This window comes from Streptomyces sp. DSM 120436, from assembly GCF_055778765.1.
The window spans coordinates 3363086-3379277 of the sequence record NZ_JBSKBS010000001.1; the positions used below are offsets into that span (position 1 = coordinate 3363086).

Annotated in this window: 11 protein-coding genes; 2 read left to right on the forward strand and 9 right to left on the reverse strand. The window is 74.6% G+C overall.

Annotation, left to right across the window (positions count from 1 at the left end; translation table 11 throughout):
* Positions 1-6: 6 nt before the first annotated feature.
* From ACWH4W_RS15090 to ACWH4W_RS15125, 8 genes are all read right to left on the reverse strand, one after another.
* Entirely contained in the window at positions 7-1950 is a 1944-nt protein-coding gene (locus ACWH4W_RS15090) for an alginate lyase family protein (protein ID WP_473076236.1), read from the reverse strand.
* On the reverse strand, positions 1947-4136 hold the full coding sequence (locus ACWH4W_RS15095; RefSeq protein WP_473076237.1) for a bi-domain-containing oxidoreductase: 2190 nt from the start codon (positions 4134-4136) through the stop codon (positions 1947-1949). The genes ACWH4W_RS15090 and ACWH4W_RS15095 overlap by 4 nt, the downstream gene beginning before the upstream one ends.
* 25 nt (positions 4137-4161) lie before the next feature.
* On the reverse strand, positions 4162-6099 hold the full coding sequence (gene asnB, locus ACWH4W_RS15100; protein WP_473076238.1) for an asparagine synthase (glutamine-hydrolyzing): 1938 nt from the start codon (positions 6097-6099) through the stop codon (positions 4162-4164).
* A 3-nt stretch (positions 6100-6102) separates the two neighbouring features.
* Positions 6103-7653 carry a Wzz/FepE/Etk N-terminal domain-containing protein gene (locus ACWH4W_RS15105; protein WP_473076239.1) on the reverse strand — a complete coding sequence of 517 codons (1551 nt, stop codon included), beginning with the start codon at positions 7651-7653 and terminating at the stop codon, positions 6103-6105.
* Positions 7650-9017 carry a polysaccharide biosynthesis protein gene (locus tag ACWH4W_RS15110; RefSeq protein WP_473076240.1) on the reverse strand — a complete coding sequence of 456 codons (1368 nt, stop codon included), beginning with the start codon at positions 9015-9017 and terminating at the stop codon, positions 7650-7652. Before ACWH4W_RS15110 ends, ACWH4W_RS15105 begins: the two co-directional genes overlap by 4 nt.
* On the reverse strand, positions 9007-10266 hold the full coding sequence (locus tag ACWH4W_RS15115) for a glycosyltransferase family 4 protein (RefSeq protein ID WP_473076241.1): 1260 nt from the start codon (positions 10264-10266) through the stop codon (positions 9007-9009). The genes ACWH4W_RS15110 and ACWH4W_RS15115 overlap by 11 nt, the downstream gene beginning before the upstream one ends.
* Complete coding sequence (locus tag ACWH4W_RS15120; protein WP_473076242.1) at positions 10256-11572, reverse strand: nucleotide sugar dehydrogenase; 1317 nt, start codon at positions 11570-11572, stop codon at positions 10256-10258. Before ACWH4W_RS15120 ends, ACWH4W_RS15115 begins: the two co-directional genes overlap by 11 nt.
* A 73-nt stretch (positions 11573-11645) precedes the next feature.
* A complete protein-coding gene (locus ACWH4W_RS15125) occupies positions 11646-13124 on the reverse strand; it encodes a sugar transferase (protein WP_473076243.1) in 1479 nt (492 codons plus the stop codon).
* A 785-nt stretch (positions 13125-13909) separates the two neighbouring features.
* Between ACWH4W_RS15125 and ACWH4W_RS15130 the strand changes: the two genes are divergently transcribed.
* Together ACWH4W_RS15130 and ACWH4W_RS15135 are read left to right on the forward strand one after the other, a co-directional pair.
* Positions 13910-14386, forward strand: a complete 477-nt coding sequence (locus tag ACWH4W_RS15130; RefSeq protein WP_473076244.1) for a DUF4259 domain-containing protein — start codon at positions 13910-13912, stop codon at positions 14384-14386.
* On the forward strand, positions 14383-15288 hold the full coding sequence (locus tag ACWH4W_RS15135; RefSeq protein WP_473076245.1) for a DUF6183 family protein: 906 nt from the start codon (positions 14383-14385) through the stop codon (positions 15286-15288). Before ACWH4W_RS15130 ends, ACWH4W_RS15135 begins: the two co-directional genes overlap by 4 nt.
* Here the strand turns inward: ACWH4W_RS15135 and ACWH4W_RS15140 are convergent.
* Positions 15257-16021, reverse strand: a complete 765-nt coding sequence (locus ACWH4W_RS15140) for a GntR family transcriptional regulator (protein ID WP_473076246.1) — start codon at positions 16019-16021, stop codon at positions 15257-15259. The two genes, ACWH4W_RS15135 and ACWH4W_RS15140, sit on opposite strands and share 32 nt — an antisense overlap.
* Positions 16022-16192: the final 171 nt, after the last annotated feature.

The window sequence follows — 16192 nt, forward strand, 5'->3', positions numbered from 1 at the left end:
CAGCCCCTAGCCGTCGAACCCGAGGACGGTGGTGAACTCGGCCGCCCCGTCGACGGATCCGCTGCCGACCAGCGTGGTGCTCGGCTCCTTGCGCCCGAACCCGGGGGAGTACCAGCCCAGCGGCGGCCCGCTCTCCCCGCGGTGCGCCCGCCAGGTGAGCCCGGACGGCAGGTCGAGCACCGCCGAGCGGGACGCGCCGTCCCGGCTCCAGGTGAGCCGCGCCCGGCTCCCCTCCAGCTCCGCGCCGATCTCCGGACCCAGGTGGAACGCCAGGCGCACCTCCCGGCGGTCGCCGCTCACCGTGTCGACCACCCGCACCTCGCGGCTCTCGTGCGCCACCTCCACCTGCCGCCGGTGGATCAGCGGCCGGTAGCCGTCGTGCTCGGCGCACCAGCGCGCCGCCTCCTCCCCGTCGGCGTCCACCTCCAGCACCCGCGTCGTGGCGTGCCGCGTCCACAGGAACGGGCCGCCGGACACCGACTGGTCCCGGCCGCCCGCCTCGAGCGTGTTGTGGCCGAGCGTGGACCGGAAGTAGCTCCGCCACTCCGGTTGGCCGTGATAGCAGTACGTGCCCGGGTCGGCCAGCACGTCGACCCCGTCGTGCCGGACCTCCACCGACAGCGCGTCGGCGTGCGCGTGCGCGGCGATCGACAGGAAACCGTGCGGCCCGCCGTCGCAGCGGCACCAGATCCCCCCGGGCCCCCGCAGCACGGTGAGCCCCGCGTCCGCGAAGTGCGCCGGCCGGCTCTCCGGACGTGCCACACCGCTCCCGTACGGCTCGATCAGCGAGGCCAGCAGCGGGGTGCGGACGTCGCCGCCCGGCACCTTCGGCCACCAGTCGCGCCGGCCGAACACCGCCTCCCCGGTGGCCAGCAGCGACCCCCAGCGGTCGGTGCCGGGGCCGTCCAGCACCAGTCCGTGCCCGTCGTCCGCGTCTCCCTGGCGGGGCGGGCGCAGCCGGTCGTCGACGACGGCCGCGAGCGCGTCCGTCATCCGCAGCAGCACCAGCCGAACCGTCCGCGGCACGGCCACGCCCGCGGCGTCCGCCTCGGCCAGCGCGGCCAGGCCCAGCTCCAGCACCAGCCCGTGGTATTCGCTCGCCAGCTCCCGGTTGATCCCCGACAGGAAGGTGTTGGCGCGCAGGTGCCGGTCCAGGTCGCGCAGCGCGTCCGCCCGCAGCCGCGGCGAGTACGGGAACCAGCCGAACGCGCAGGAGGCGGCGAGCTGCCCGGCGGCCTCGGCGACCGCGTGGTTGTTCGCCGACGACCCCCGGCTGGGGAACGCCGCCAGCCAGCGCTGGTGGTGCCAGATCTGGTCCAGCGCCACCGGGTTCTCCTCGAACAGCGCGGGCGCGCCCGCCCAGCCGTCCAGCAGCCGGCGGATCCACACCCACGACAGCAGCCGGATGCCCAGCTCGATGCCGCTGACCCAGTGCACGCCCCGCAGCGGCGGGTCGGCCTCCCACCACGACCGCAGATGCGCGGCCACCCGCTCCGCGTACCGGTCGTTCCCGGTGAGCGCGTACGCGGCGGCCAGCACGGTCAGGTACTGGTGCCGGGACGGCTCCCAGATCTGCTTGATGTCGCCGACCGCCTCCTCGTCGCGGTACGGCACGTCGAAGGCGTGCTCCAACGGGGCGCGGCGCCCGGTCCTCGGGTCGTGGTGCCAGTCCGGGTCCGTCATGTCGTCGCGGACCACCCCGAAGAACCCGGCCCGCCCCGTCATCAGCCGGTCGGCCTCGGCGACCAGGCGCTTCACCGCGTCCGGCGCCACCGCGGCGAGCGCGCCCTCCGGCAGCACGGCCGTGAACCGGACGCCCGTCACCGGCGGCCGTGCGGGCGGCTCCGCGCGCCACCGCCGCCGGCGCACCGCGTCGGCCGCCCGGCCGGCGGCCTCCCGCGGCCCCATCCGGGACAGCCGCCGCAGGTACCACCCCGCGCCCATGCTCATCGCGCCCCCGCCAGGGTGACCGGGACGCCGCTCGCCAGCGCGGTGCGCACGGCGAGCGTGGCCGTCGTGGTGGCGGCCAGCGACTCCAGCGGCACCGGCATCGGCCCGCCGGTCCGCACGGCCCTCACGAACGCCGCGAGCTGTGCGTTCTGCCCCTTGTCCCGGGCCTTCGGCAGCCGGGAGCCGACCCACTGCCGGCGCCGGCCGTCGTGCACGGCGGCCCGCACGAAGTCGTCCAGCCGCAGCACTTTGCCGTCGGCGATGAGGTCCAGCGTCTCCTTCGGGAAGGACGCGGGGCCGGAGGTGACGTAGCTGATCGTGGCCGTGGACCCGTCCGGGTAGCGCAGCACGATCTGCAGGTCCTCGCCACCGGCCGGGGCGACCGCGTACACCGACACCGGGTCGGCGCCCAGCAGCCAGCTCGCGGTGTCGACGAAGTGCCCGCCCTCCCCGGCGAACCGCGACCCCTCGGTGTCCTGCCGCAGGTACCAGCTGCCCTGCTCCAGACGGCCCGCGTTGACCAGGTAGCGCAGGCTCGCCGGGCCGGTGCGGGCGCCGAACCGCTCCCGGGCCTCCCGCAGCAGCGGGGCGAACCGGCGGTTGAAGCCCACCTGGATCCGGTCGTTGCCGGACTCCTCGACCGCCGCGAGCACCCCGGCCAGCTCCTCCTCGGTGAGCGCCAGCGGCTTCTCCACGAACACCGCCTTGCCCGCCAGCAGCGCCCGGCGGGTCAGCTCGGCGTGCGAGCTGTGCCGGGTCACCACGAACACCGCGTCCACGGCCGGGTCGCCGAGCACCGCGTCCAGGTCGGTGGTGGCCTTGCCGAAGCCGAACTTCCGCCGCGCGTTGGCCGCGGACAGCGCCGTGGTGGTGACGACCGTGGACAGCTCCACGCCGTCGCGCCGCGCCAGATGCGGCAGCAGCATCGACGAGGCGTAGTTCCCCGCGCCCACGAACGCGAGGCGCACCGGGCCGGGGCGCCGCGCCGGAGCCGGCCGGGCGGTGCGCCGCCGCACCTCGGGCACCGTCACCTCCGGGGCCTCGACGGCGGGCGGGTCCCCGGCCGACGGGTACCGGAACAGCACGGCGACCGCCTTGAGCTCACCCTCCTCGAGCCGCCGGTACGTCTCCACGGCGTCCTCGAAGTCCGCGACGTGCGACACCAGCGGCTCCACGTCGACGCTTCCCCGGGCGATCAGGTCGAGGAAGCACGCCAGGTTGCGCCGCTCGGTCCAGCGGACGTAGCCGATCGGGTAGTCCCGGCCCTGGAGCTCGTACTCCGGGTCGTAGCGGCCGGGCCCGTAGCTGCGGGAGAAGCGGACGTCGAGTTCCTTCTCGTAGTACGCGTTCCACGGCAGGTCGAGGCGGCACTTGCCGATGTCGACCACCCGACCGCGGTCCCGGCACAGCCGCGCGGCCAGCTCGACGGGCTGGTTGCTGCTCCCGCCGGCCGCCAGGTACACCTGGTCCACGCCCGTGCCGCCGGTGAGTTCCGCGACCGCGCTCTCCACGCCCGCGGAGCCCGGGTCGCCGCAGGCCGCCGCGCCCAGCCGCTCGGCCAGCTCGCAGCGGACCGGGTCGGGGTCCACGCCGACCACCCGCACCCCGGAGGCGTGCAGCAACTGCACCACCAGCTGCCCGATCAGTCCCAGCCCGATGACCAGGGCCGTCTCGCCGAGCCGCGACTCGCCCTGCCGCACGCCCTGCAGCGCGATCGACCCGACCGTGCCGAAGGCCGCGTGCCGGGACGCCACCCCGTCCGGCACCGGGACGTAGAGGTTCTTCGGCACCCAGTTCAGCTCGGCGTGCAGCGCGTGCTCGTTGCCCGCGCACGCCACCAGGTCGCCCACCTTCACGTCGTCGATGCCGGCGCCGACCTGCTCCACCACCCCGCACAGCGAATAGCCCAGCGGCGTGTACGAGTCGAGCTTGCCCATCACCTTGCGGTACGTGGCGGGCACCCCGTTGGCGGCGACGCTCTGCACGACCTTCGCCACCTGGTCCGGCCGCGAACGCGCCTTGCCCAGCATCGACATGCCGGCCTCGGACACCTTCATCAGCTCGGTGCCGGTGGAGATCAGCGAGAAGGCGCTGCGCACCAGCACCCCGCCCGGCCCGCAGCCCGGCACCGGCACGTCGAGCAGCGTCAGCTCACCGCTCTTGTAGTTCTGCACTACCTGTTTCACGGAGTTCCTCTTGTCTCTACTGTCTCTACGCCGTCGATGCGGGGGAGTCGTGTCCGGCCCGGGAGGTCGCGTCGCGGTACCAGTGCTCGAGGGTCAGCACGTGCCAGAGGTGCTTGGAGTAGTCCCGCTGCCCGGCGGCGTCCTCGGCGACCATGCGCGCCAGCGCCTCCCGGCGCAGGAAGCCGGAGCGGACCAGCAGGCCGTCGTGCACCACCTCGCGCACCAGCGGTGCGAGGTCCCGGCTCATCCAGGCCCGCAGCGGGGCGCTGAACAGCCCCTTGGGCCGGTACACGATCTCCCGCGGCAGCACCGTCGTGGCCGCCTCCTTGAGCACCGCCTTGCCCTGCCGCCCGGCGATCTTGCGCGCACCCGGCACCGCGAACGCCGCCCTGACCACCTCGACGTCCACGTACGGCACCCGCACCTCGGTCGACGCGGCCATGCTCGACCGGTCGGTGTAGGCGAGGTTGAGGCCCGGCAGGAACATCCGGGCGTCCGCCAGGCACATGCGGTTCACGAAGTCGTCGAGGGTGTTGTCCCGGTAGACGTCCGCGTGCTCGGTCAGCACGTCGTCCACCGCCGGGGCCAGGTCCGGGTCGAGCAGCCCGGTCAGCTCCTCGCGGTCGTACAGGGTGTAACTGCGCCGGAACGCGGTCTCCTCCGGCAGGCCCGCGAAGGACAGGAACCGCTTCGCGAACCGCACCGACCGCAGCCCGCGCCGCCGGGTGGCGACCGGCAGCCGGTCCACGGCGGCGGCCACCCCGCGCCGCACCGGCCCCGGCACCCGCCGGTAGCGCACCGCGATCAGGTTCGCCAGGTGCTTGCGGTACCCGGCGAACAGCTCGTCGGCGCCCATCCCCGACAGCATCACCTTCACCCCGGCCTCCCGGGCGGCCGAGCAGATGAGGAAGGTGTTGATCGCGGCCGGGTCGCCGACCGGCTCGTCCAGGTGGTACGTCATCCGCGGCAGCAGGTCCCGTACGTCCGGCGCGATCTCGATCTCCCGCAGATCGACCCCGAACCGCTCGGCCACCCGCCGGGCGTAGCGCAGGTCGTCCGGCATCGCCTCGAACCGCGCGTCCTGCGCCCGGAACCCGATGGTGTACGCGGGGATGCCGGGCCGGTCGCGGGCCGCGAGCGCGGTCAGATAGCTGGAGTCCAGCCCGCCGGACAGGAACGTCGCCACCGGCACGTCGGACAGCAGGTGGAGCCGCGTCGACTCCTCCACCACCGCCGCCAGGTCCGGCAGCTCACCGGACAGGGCGCGCTCCCGCCCCTCGGCGGCGACCTCCCGCAGATCCCAGAACCGACCGCGCTGCACGGAGCCGTCCGGCCGGCACCGCAGCCAGGTGCCCGGCGGCAGCTTCTCCGCCCCGCGCAGCGCGCACCGCGAGTCCGGCACCCAGTAGTACAGCAGCGAGGCGACCAGCGCCGCCGGGTCCACCTCCAGCGACCCGCCGGCCACCGCCGCCAGCCCCTTCAGCTCCGAGGAGAACACCAGCCCTTCACCCCGCCGCAGCAGGAACAGCGGCTTGACGCCGAGCTGGTCGCGGACCAGCACCAGCTCGCCGGTCCGCTCGTCGAACACGGCGAACGCGAACATGCCGCGCAGCCGGGGCAGACAGTCCGTGCCCCAGCGCCGCCACGCCTCCAGCAGCACCTCGGTGTCCGAGCTGCCCCGGAACCGCACCCCGGCGCCCGCCAGCTCGGCCCGCAGCTCCGGCGCGTTGTACAGCTCGCCGTTGTACGTCAGGGCCAGGCCGTCCGACACCATCGGCTGGGCGCCGGTGCCGGACAGGTCGAGGATGGCCAGCCTGCGGTGCCCGAGGTGCACCTCGCCGTCGCCCAGCGGGTGGGCGTAACTCCCGGACCCGTCCGGGCCGCGGTGGGCGAGGGTCTCGGTGAGCCGGTCGGTGACCGCCTTGCCGTCCGGCCACCGGTACGTGCCTGCGATGCCGCACATGAGCTACCGCCCCTCCTGGTCGCTGTCCGGGACCCGCGCCGCCCACATCGGCAGCCGCTGCGTCCGTCGCGGGCCGTCCCCCGCCGCCCGCACGGCGTGGGGGGCGCTCCCGCTGTCCTGCCGGGCCGGCCGGCCCTCGTCGCGGACGCGCTGCCCCGGGAACGGCCCGTCCCACAGCGTCCCGTCCGTCCGGTCCTGCGGATCGGGGTCGACCAGCACCACACCGGCCACCTCCACGCGCCGGTCCGCGAGCTGCCGCGCCACGGTGTGCAGCCACGCGGTGGTGCCGTGCCCGGCCCGCACCACCAGCACGGCCCGGCCGGCGAGGTCGGCGAGGTCGGACCAGGCCGCGCCGGGCGCCACCGAGGCGACGCCGATCCGGCGCCGGCCGGCCGGCAGGGCCGCGGCCCGTTCCACGCCGACCACCTCCGGGTCGCCCGGCCTCGGCCTGAGGCCGTGCCGGGGGAGGGCGTCGACCACGACCACCGGCCCGTCCTCCGCCAGCGTCCGCGCCAGGCCCAGGGCGAGCACCCCCGCCCCGCGGGCGCAGCCCAGCTCCAGCAGCGCCAGCGGCTCCGCGGCCCCGCGCGCCGTACGGGCCAGCGACGAGGTGACCCGGGCCCGCGCCGCGCGTGCGCGCCGGCGCCGCCACAGGCCCGGCCGCAGCGCCGGCCGGGACAGCTCCGCGGTGACCGAGGCGCCCAGGTGCCGCGCGATGTCCCGGCGCAGCACCGGACGGTCGCCCACCACCGAGGCGACCGCGGCGACCACGAGGCCCAGCACCAGGCCGAGGACCAGCCCGATGCCGCCGTCGGTGGCGACGGCCACGGGCAGCGAGTGCTTCACGGTGTGCGGGGCGTCGACGATCTGCGTGCCCGCGACCAGCCGGGGCGTGCCCACCCGGGCCTCCGCGGCCCGCTGGGAGAACTCGCTGACGCGCGAGCTGAGTTCGGCGCGGCGGGCGAACAGCGACTCCAGGTTCGCCGACTCCTCCGGACTGTCCTCCGGCGGCCCGTCGCCGATCGCCTCGTTCACCTGGTCGAGCTCTTCCTGCATGCGGTCGCGCTGCGCGAGCAGGGTCGAGGCGTCGGCGGTCGCGGCCTGCTTGATCCGCCGCACGTGGTCCGCGACGAACGCCTCGGCCACCGCCTCGGCGCGGGCCACCGCCTCCTCGCCGGTCGCGCCCGTGGCCCTGATCTCCAGCAGGTTGTTGGTCAGGCCGGCGCCCTCGTACTCCTCCATGAAGTCCTCCGGGCTCTCGGAGGACCCGAGCGACTCGAGCGCCGCGTCCGCGATCCGCGTGGTGTGCAGCAGCGCCACGTCGGTGCGGATCAGCGTGCCGGGGTCGTTCGGCTGGTCGTCCTGGTGCGCGACCAGCACCTTGGTCACCGCGGTCGGCGGCGGGGGCAGCACCACCGCCACCGCCACCCCGATCAGCAGCCCCAGCAGCGCCAGGGACCCCCACACGCGGCGGCGTCTGCGCACCGACACCACCAGCGCCTGCAGATCCAGCAGGGGAGCGGCGGCCGCCGGCTCCGTCGTGGCGGTCGTCATCGCGCACCTCCCCGCGCGCCGTCGTCGAGGGCGGGCGCCGGTGCGGCGGTCCCCCGCGGCGGGCCGGCGGGCCGCGCCGGGCGGGTCCGGACCGCGCAGGCCAGGACGACGCCGACGACGTCGTGGCCCGCGTCCGCGCACGCCTCGGCGACACCGGCCAGTTCGGCGGCGGTGCGGGAGCCCGCGCTCAGCACGACCAGGACGCCCGCCGCGTCCCCGCGGTCGGGCACCAGCGGCGCCTCGGCGGAGACCTCCGCCACCCGCAGCAGCGGATCACCGCCGGCCTCCTCGGCCAGCCGCCGTGCCGCCCGCAGCGCGACGCCGTCGTCGTCGGGCACGACCAGCAGCAGCCGCCGCGCGCCCGGCAGCAGGTCGCGGATCCGGCCGCACACCCTCCGGTAGCGGATCCCCAGGCTGGCCTCGTCCCCGGCGGCCGGCGGGACGGGCGTGTTCCAGGGCGTGTCGAGCCCGAGCAGTCGGCGGATCCGGTGCCGCGCGCCGCCGCTCTCCGGCCGGTGCGCGCCCTTGTCCGCGGGCACCTCGACACCGCCCAGCAGGCCGGAGCCGAGCGCGGCGGCGATCTCCGGCTCGGCGCGCGGCCGGCGGTTCACCCGGGCCGCGGTGAGATGCCCGACGACCGTCAGCAGGAAGAACAGCACCGCGCCGCCGGCGATGAGCTGGACCCGGGTCGGCGGGGCCTCGCCGGAGGGCACGGCCGCCGGACCCATGACGACCAGGCGGGAGCCGGCCGCGTCGGAGCCGGTCCGGTCCAGCTTCTCGACCGCCTGCTGCAGCTCGGTGCGCAGCTTCGCCAGCTCGGTGCGGGTCTGCACGCTCTCCACGGTCCGGCCGGGATCGGCGGAGTCGGCCAGCTCGGTGATGCGGCGGCCGGCGGCGAGGACCATCCGCCGCAGCTGGTCGGGACCGGCCGCCGCCGTCGGGTCGGCGGTGTCGTCGACGATCCGGGCGGAGAACGTCACGAACTGCCGCGCCAGTTCGTCGGAGAGCCGCTGGGCCCTCCCGGGGCTCTCGGCGGTGCCCGAGATCCTGATGATGTTGCCGTCGGTGACCTCGGCGCGCACCCGCTCGCGCAGCTCCTCGCCGTCGACCCCGTCCCAGCCGAGCGCCGCGGCCGTACGGTCGGTCACCACCGTGCTGGTGGCGATCTCCGCCTGGGTGAGCAGCACGCGCTCCTCCCAGGCGCCCGGCAGCAGCACCGACGCCGACGTCGTGTACCGCGGCGGGAACACCAGGGAGGCGCCGAGGCCGGCCAGCGCCCCCAGCACGACGAGGACCGTCAGCAGCCTGCCGCGCCCGCGCAGCACCCGCCCGACGGTGACCAGGCGTATTGCGTCATCGCTCAAGGGACGTGCCTCGTTCCCGCCCGTTCCGTGCCGTCGCACCCGCGCCGCCCCGGACGGCGGCCTCGTAGGCGGCCAGCAGCGCCGCCTGCGAATGGCGCCACGCCAGCGGGCCGTTGATCCGTTCCTGCCCGTACTTCCCCATGCGGGAGCGCTGTCCGGGATCGTCCAGCAGCCGGGCGATCAGCGCGGCGAACTCGCCCTCGTCGTCGTCCTTCGCGTACACGGCGGCCTCGCCGGCGGAGACCCGCGCCTCCTTCAGGTCGAAGGAGACGATCGGCCGGCCCATCACCATGTACTCCAGGACCTTGTTCATGGTCGACACGTCGTTGAGCGGATTGCACGGGTCGGGGGAGAGGCACACGTCCGCGGTGGACAGGTAGCGCACCAGGTCGGCGTCCGGCACGCGTCCCGTGAACTCCACCTGCTCCGCGAGCCCCAGCTCCCGGGACAGCTCCACCATCGCGTCGAAGGTGTCGCCGCCGCCGACGAACACCGCGTGCCAGTCGGTGCGGCCCACCTCGTCGCGGAGCCTCGCCAGCGCCCGCAGCGCGTAGTCGACGCCGTCCTGCGGGCCCATCACCCCCAGGTAGCACAGCAGATGGGGTTTGCCGCGCTTCAGCTCCGGCTCCGGGTCCACCGGGTGGAACCGCTCGGTGTCCGGCGCGCTGCGCACCACGAACACGTCCTCGGGCCGCCGTCCGCCCCGGCGCACGGCGACGTCCCGGTAGCTCTCGTTGGTGGCGAGCACCACGTCCGCCGTCCGGTACGTCATCCGCTCCAGCGCGCACACGCCCCGGTGGAGGAGGTCCTCGCCCCGGCCGAACCGGGACAGGTACAGCTCCGGCACCAGGTCGTGCTGGTCGAAGACGAACTTCGCGCCGCGCCGCTTCAGCCACAGCGCGGGCAGGAACAGCAGGTCCGGCGGGTTGCAGGCGTGCACCACGTCGACCGGGCCGACCTTGCGGGCCAGGCGGGCGGTGTGCCACAGCGCCGTGCCGTACTCCCTCAGGTAGCCGGCCGGTCCTCCGGTGGCCGCGCGCAGCGGGTAGCGGTGGATCCGCACCCCGTCGATCACGGCCTCCGGCTCGGTGTCCCGCTTGCCGCCGCGCGGGCAGATGACGTCCACCTCCCAGCCCGCGTCGCGCAGCGTCCGGCACTCCTGCCACACCCGCCGGTCGAACGGCACCGACAGGTTCTCCACCAGGATCAGCGCGCGGCGGCCCCGTGCGCCCTTCGTCTCACCAAGCAAGGCCCACGTACCCGGATTCGGCCCGGCGCGCCTCGGCGTCGGGGAGGCGGACGAGGTCGATGATCACGGGGTCGTCGCCGTGCGGCAGCGCCGACAGCACGGCCGGGTCCTTCGTCCCGACCAGGACGACCTCGGCGTGGTCCAGCACGTCCTCGACGGAGTCGGCGAGCAGCTGCGCCAGGTGCGGCAGCCGGGTCTCGATGTACTCCCGGTTCGCGCCGAGCAGCCGGGACAGGCTGACGTTGGCGTCGTGGATCCGCAGCTCGTACCCCTTGCCGAAGAGCCGCTCCGCCAGTTCGACCAGCGGACTCTCGCGCAGGTCGTCGGTGCCGGGCTTGAACGACAGTCCGAACAGGCCGACCTTGCGCTTCCCGGTGCGCTCCACCAGCTCCACCGCGCGCTGCAGATGCTCCTCGTTCGAGGGCAGCACGTGCGCGAGGATCGGCACCGACACGTCGGCCCGGTGCGCGGCGTGCACCAGGCTGCGCAGGTCCTTGGGCAGACAGGAGCCGCCGAAGGCGAAGCCCGGACGGAGATAGGCGGGGCTGATGTTGAGCTTGCGGTCGGCGAGGAAGACGTCCATCACCTGGTGCGAGTCCACCCCGAGCGCCCGGCACACCGCGCCCAGCTCGTTGGCGAAGCCGATCTTCAGTCCGTGGAAGGCGTTGTCCGCGTACTTGATCGCCTCGGCCGTCGGCACCGGCACCCGGAACACCTCGCCGGGCAGGTCCCCGTACAGCGCCGCGACGACGTCGCCGCTCGCCGTGTCGAGTTCGCCGATGACGGTCTTCGGCGGGTCGAAGAAGTCCCGCACGCTGGTGCCCTCGCGCAGGAACTCCGGGTTGACCGCGACGCCGACGTCGACGCCGGCGGTGCCGCCGACGTGCTTCTCCAGGATCGGCACCAGCAGGCCCAGGCAGGTGCCCGGCAGCATCGTGGAGCGGAACGCCACCGTGTGCCGTCCGCCCCGCTCGGCCAGCGCCGCGCCGATCTCCTCGGTGACCCGTTCCAGGTAGGCCGTGCACAGGCTGCCGTTGGGCTCCGACGGGGTGCCCACGCAGACCAGGGACACCTCGCTGCCCTCGATCGCCTCGCGCACGTCGGTGGTGGCGCGCAGCGCCCCGCCGCCCACCACCTCGGCGACGAGTTCACCGATCCGCTCCTCGACGACGGGCGCCTTGCCGTCGTTGACCAGGTCCACCTTCACCGGGTTGACGTCCACCCCGATGACCTCGTGGCCCATGCCGGCCAGGCACGCGGCCGACACGCAGCCCACGTAGCCGAGCCCGAACACGCTGACTCTCATGACCCGTTCCTCCCCCCGGGCAGGCCCTGCCGGCCTGCGGTCCGCACGCCGGCCGCCCCACGGCCGCCGCGCATCAGTAGGCCCCCTGCCCTTGCACCACGGCACGCAGCGTCTTCCACAAGATCACCGTGTCCAGGGCGAGGGACCAGTCCTCCACGTACCGCAGGTCCAGGCGGACCGCCTCCTCCCACGAAAGGTCGCTGCGTCCGCTGATCTGCCACAGCCCGGTGAGCCCCGGCTTGACCTTCAGCCGGCGCCGGATGTCCGGGCCGTAGGCGGCGCACTCCTCCGGCAGCGGGGGCCGCGGCCCGACCAGCGACATCGACCCGGTGAGCACGTTGAACAACTGCGGCAGCTCGTCGAGCGAGTAGCGGCGCAGCACCGCGCCCACCCGGGTCACCCTCGGGTCCCGGCGCATCTTGAACAGCGGTCCCGCGCCCTCGTTGAGGCCGTCCAGCGCGGCGCGGGCGCGGTCCGCGCCGGGGGCCATGGTGCGGAACTTCCAGATGGTGAACTCGCGGCCGTCCTTGCCGACCCTGCGCTGCCGGTAGAACACCCCGCCCCGGCTGTCCGTCGTCACGAGCAGCGCGACCAGCAGCATCAGCGGCGCGAACGCCACCAGCAGGACCAGCGCGCCCAGCCGGTCGACGACGCCCTTGACCGCGCGGCGGCCGCCGGTGAACGCCGGCATGCTGACCCGCAGCAGCGGTATGCCGAGGACCGCGTCGACGTGCAGCCGGGGCCCGGCCACCTCCATCAGCACCGGGGCGACGACCATCTCGGCGTCGGAACCCTCCAGGTTCCACGACAGCCGCTGCAGCCGGTCCGGCGACCAGTGCGGGTCGGGGGTGACGGCGACGACGCGGTAGCCGTCGCGGCGGACGTGGTCGGCGACGTCCGCCAGCCGTCCCACCACCGGCACCCCGTCCAGCCGGCCGCCGTCGGGTCCGGGGCCGTCCGTCACGCACACGGCGTCCACGCGCCAGCCCAGGTGCGGGTACTTGCGGGTGCGGGCGATCAGGTCGCGCACCGTGGCGGGGCTCCCGGCGGCCAGCACCGGGCGCAGACAGCGGCCCTCCTTGCGCTGCCGGTGCAGCCACAGGCGCAGCAGATAGCGCATCGTCATCGTGACGAGCGCGATCGCGGGAACCGCGACGAAGATCCAGAGTTTGATGTTGCGCGAGGTCAGGGCGATCCCGCCGAGCGCGAGCACGACGGTCGCCACGAAGAGCGAGCGGCCCAGCCGCCGGAACTCCTCGGCTCCCTGCCCGAGCACGGTCGGCGCCCACGACCGGCTCACCGTCAGCGCCCCCAGCACCAGCAGCCAGGTGCCGAAGGCGAGGATGCCCCACTTCTCGTGCCAGTCGGCGGCGTCCCGGACGCCGAAGAAGTTGCCGATCCCCGCGACGACGACGGCGGTGGCCACCGCGTCGCTCGTGATCACGGTACGGCGGTACCGGTGCTCCCAGTCCGTCGTCCCCCGGTGTAACGCCCCGTCCGTCAGCCGACCCCGTTCCGACGGGAACGGGCTGACCAATCCCCCTTGCCGCACAGAACCCCCCAGGTCCCCGGTGATGCGACGTGTGCGCCTGACACTGTTTCCGCCGGGGGGACCCCACCCCCCGAACCGCGCTGTTCCTCGTCGCGGGAGACCCCCGCCTCCCGCGCCGGCACGCCGGCTACGGACGAAGTCGGAACAACGTGAACGACCTGTCGCGGCGGCAGCGGCACGCGGCCGCGCCGTTCATCGAGCCGAGCGGACCTGACCGGTCCCCCGGGTGCGCCCCCGCACCCGACCCCCCCGGGGCTCGGCGGTGTGATCACCCCCACGTCCGGCGCCGTGGGCGAACCCCTCCCGTGGCGTCGGACCTAAAGATCATTTAATCGGTCGCCCCGGGCCCGAACGGCCGAAGCAGGGTCAATCTAGACCATCGGGGCCGGGATGAAGAGAGGGTGTAAGGAAATTGTGTCCGGGCGCCGTGGCCGAATGCGCCGTCCGGAACCCGTCCGCGTAGCTCTCGCACCGGGTCTCAACTCCCGTCGTATGAACGGGCGATGACGCCTACGCCCCGCGCCGGCGCCATCTCGCGACCCGCCCCGCGCCCCCGCCGTCACGACGACGTCCGAGGTCCGGGCACACAAGTCGTACACATGTGCCCCCTGTCGCCGCGGAGCCCCGAGCGCCGCGTGATGACCGGTCCCGGGACTGGAATTCCGCCCCGCCCACCGTCGAATGTTTTCGTGCAGCGTCCACGGATGTCCGAGATCCAACCGCTGAAGCGGCCGTTCCGCCCGAGGGGGCCGGGTGCGATCGCGGTGTCGGTGCCTCCTGCGAGGATGCGGCCGACCGCACACGAGGAGACGGGCATGGGCGCCTGGGGCATCGGACCCTTCGACAGCGACGCGGCGGCGGACTTCGCCGACGGCCTCGACGAGGCCGAGCCCGGACGGCGCGTGGAGATGGTCCGAGAGGTCCTCATCCGGACGATCGACGCCACGGACCGGCTCACGGACGCGGACGAGGCGGTCGCCGCGGCGGCGCTCGTCGCGGCGCAGTGCCCCGGAGGGGAGCCGGTCGACCCGGACGACGGGCCGCAGGAACGCATGCCCGTGTTTCCCCACCGGCTACGGAAGCTCTCCTGCGAAGCCCTGGCCCGCATCACCACCGACCCGTGCGGGCCCGCGCCGAACCGGGTCGACCCGGACGACGCGAAGCAGTGGCAGGCCTCCTCGCGCGCCTCCGCGCGGTGCTCGTCCCGCTGCCGAGGATCCCGCTCTTCGGCGTCGAGCGGTCTGCGTAGGCTCGCGCGATGAGCTGTGACCAGGAGGCGCGGGAGGCCGTGGAGACGGCGGCGCGGCTGGCGAGGACGGAGCGGGTGCGGAGCCTCGAGCCGTTGTTCGGGGAGCTGCCGGGGGTTCTGGGCGCACCGGGCGTCGAGATGCGGGCCTGTCTGCTCCAGGAGCTTGCCCTGACCGGGGCCAGGACCGGGCGGGCACGGCTCGACGCGTATGCGGAGCGACTGTGTGCGTTGGGGCATCCGTTGGGGCGGCTGCCCGGTCAGCGGCTGGACGTCGAGCACCGGTTCATGGTGCGGGCGCGGGGGTTGGGACCCGTCAGGACAGCGCGGCAACTCCGGTCCCGGTTTCCGGAGACGGCTCCGAGCGGCCAGGGCGCCACGGCCGCGCGGTCGGCCGTCGGCGTGCCCGACGACGCCCGGGCCCGGGCGGCCGCGCGGCCGTTCACCGCGGGCGGGTGGGCCCGCACCCCCGAGGTGCGGTTCTTCGCGCTGCCCGCGCCGCTCGACCCCGGCGACTTCGGCATGTCCTTCCTCGAGCGGCTCCCCTTGGACTGCCTGAGGGGCGACGGAACCGGGGTCGCCTGTGCGACGACGGCCGACGACGTGCTCGACGAGCTGTTCCGGGCGGCGTACCACGGGGGGATCGACGGGCACGCCCAAGGCGGCGCCTACGCCCGGCTGTTCGCCTGGGACAGCTTCTACGCCCTCATGGGGATTGCCGTCGACGTGCCCTTCCTGGAGGCGGTGCGTCGTACCGTCGATCACCGCTGGGTGCGCTTCCTCGCCCCCACTCCGTGGTTCCACCACGACACCGCCGACCTGGGACTCGCCGTGCTCGACCCCTCCCGTACCCGCGTCGCGGTGCTCGCGGCGTCCGACAGCGATGTCACGGCGCCGGACGCGTCAGGACGGCCGTGAACCGGTAGCGGGACCCCCGGTACACCGACCGCACCCACTCCACCGGCGTCCCGTTCTCGTCCCGTGAGTGGCGGGACAGCAGCAGCATCGGCAGGCCCACGTCCGTGCCCAGCAGGCCCGCCTCGCGCGGGGTCGCCGGGGAGGTCTCGATGGTCTCGTCGGCCTCCGCCGGACGGACCCCGTACACCTCGGCGAGGGTGGTGTAGAGGGAGGTGCGGCGGGAGAGGTGGCGGCGCAGACCGGGGAAGCGGCGGGCGGGCAGGTGGGTCGCCTCGATCGCCATCGGCTCACCCCCGGCCAGCCGCAGCCGTTCGATGCGCAGCACCCGGTCCTCCGGCTCCACCCCCAGCAGCGCCGCCAGCTCCGCGTCGGCCCGGACGTGGCCGATGTCCAGGACCCGGGAGGCGGGGTTGAGACCCTGCGCCCTCATGTCCTCGGTGTACGAGGTGAGCTGGAGTGCCCGGTACACCTTCGGGCGGGCCACGAACGTGCCCTTGCCCTGGAAGCGGTCGAGCCGTCCCTCGCTGACCAGCTCCAGCAGCGCCTTGCGGACCGTGGTGCGGGACGTGCCGAACTCGACGGCGAGCATCCGCTCGGCCGGCATCGGGGAGCCCGGGGCGCGCTCGTCGGTCATCTGCAGCAGCCGCTGCTTGATGCGGTAGTACTTCGGCACCCGCTGCCGGCGGCCCGGCGCCCCCGTGCCGGGCTGGGCGCTGCTGACGTCCGTGCTCATATCCGCCTTCCGGCTGCGGTGTCCGGCGCGCGGACGGCAGCGGCCGGCCGCGGTGCACGTCGGCGGACCGCCGGGATCGGCGCCGCACGCTCGGCGATCCCGTTATAACGGCGCGCTCTCCCTTTGGTCTAGTCCAACCCTGCGTCCCGCCCCTCTTTGGGCGGACATCTC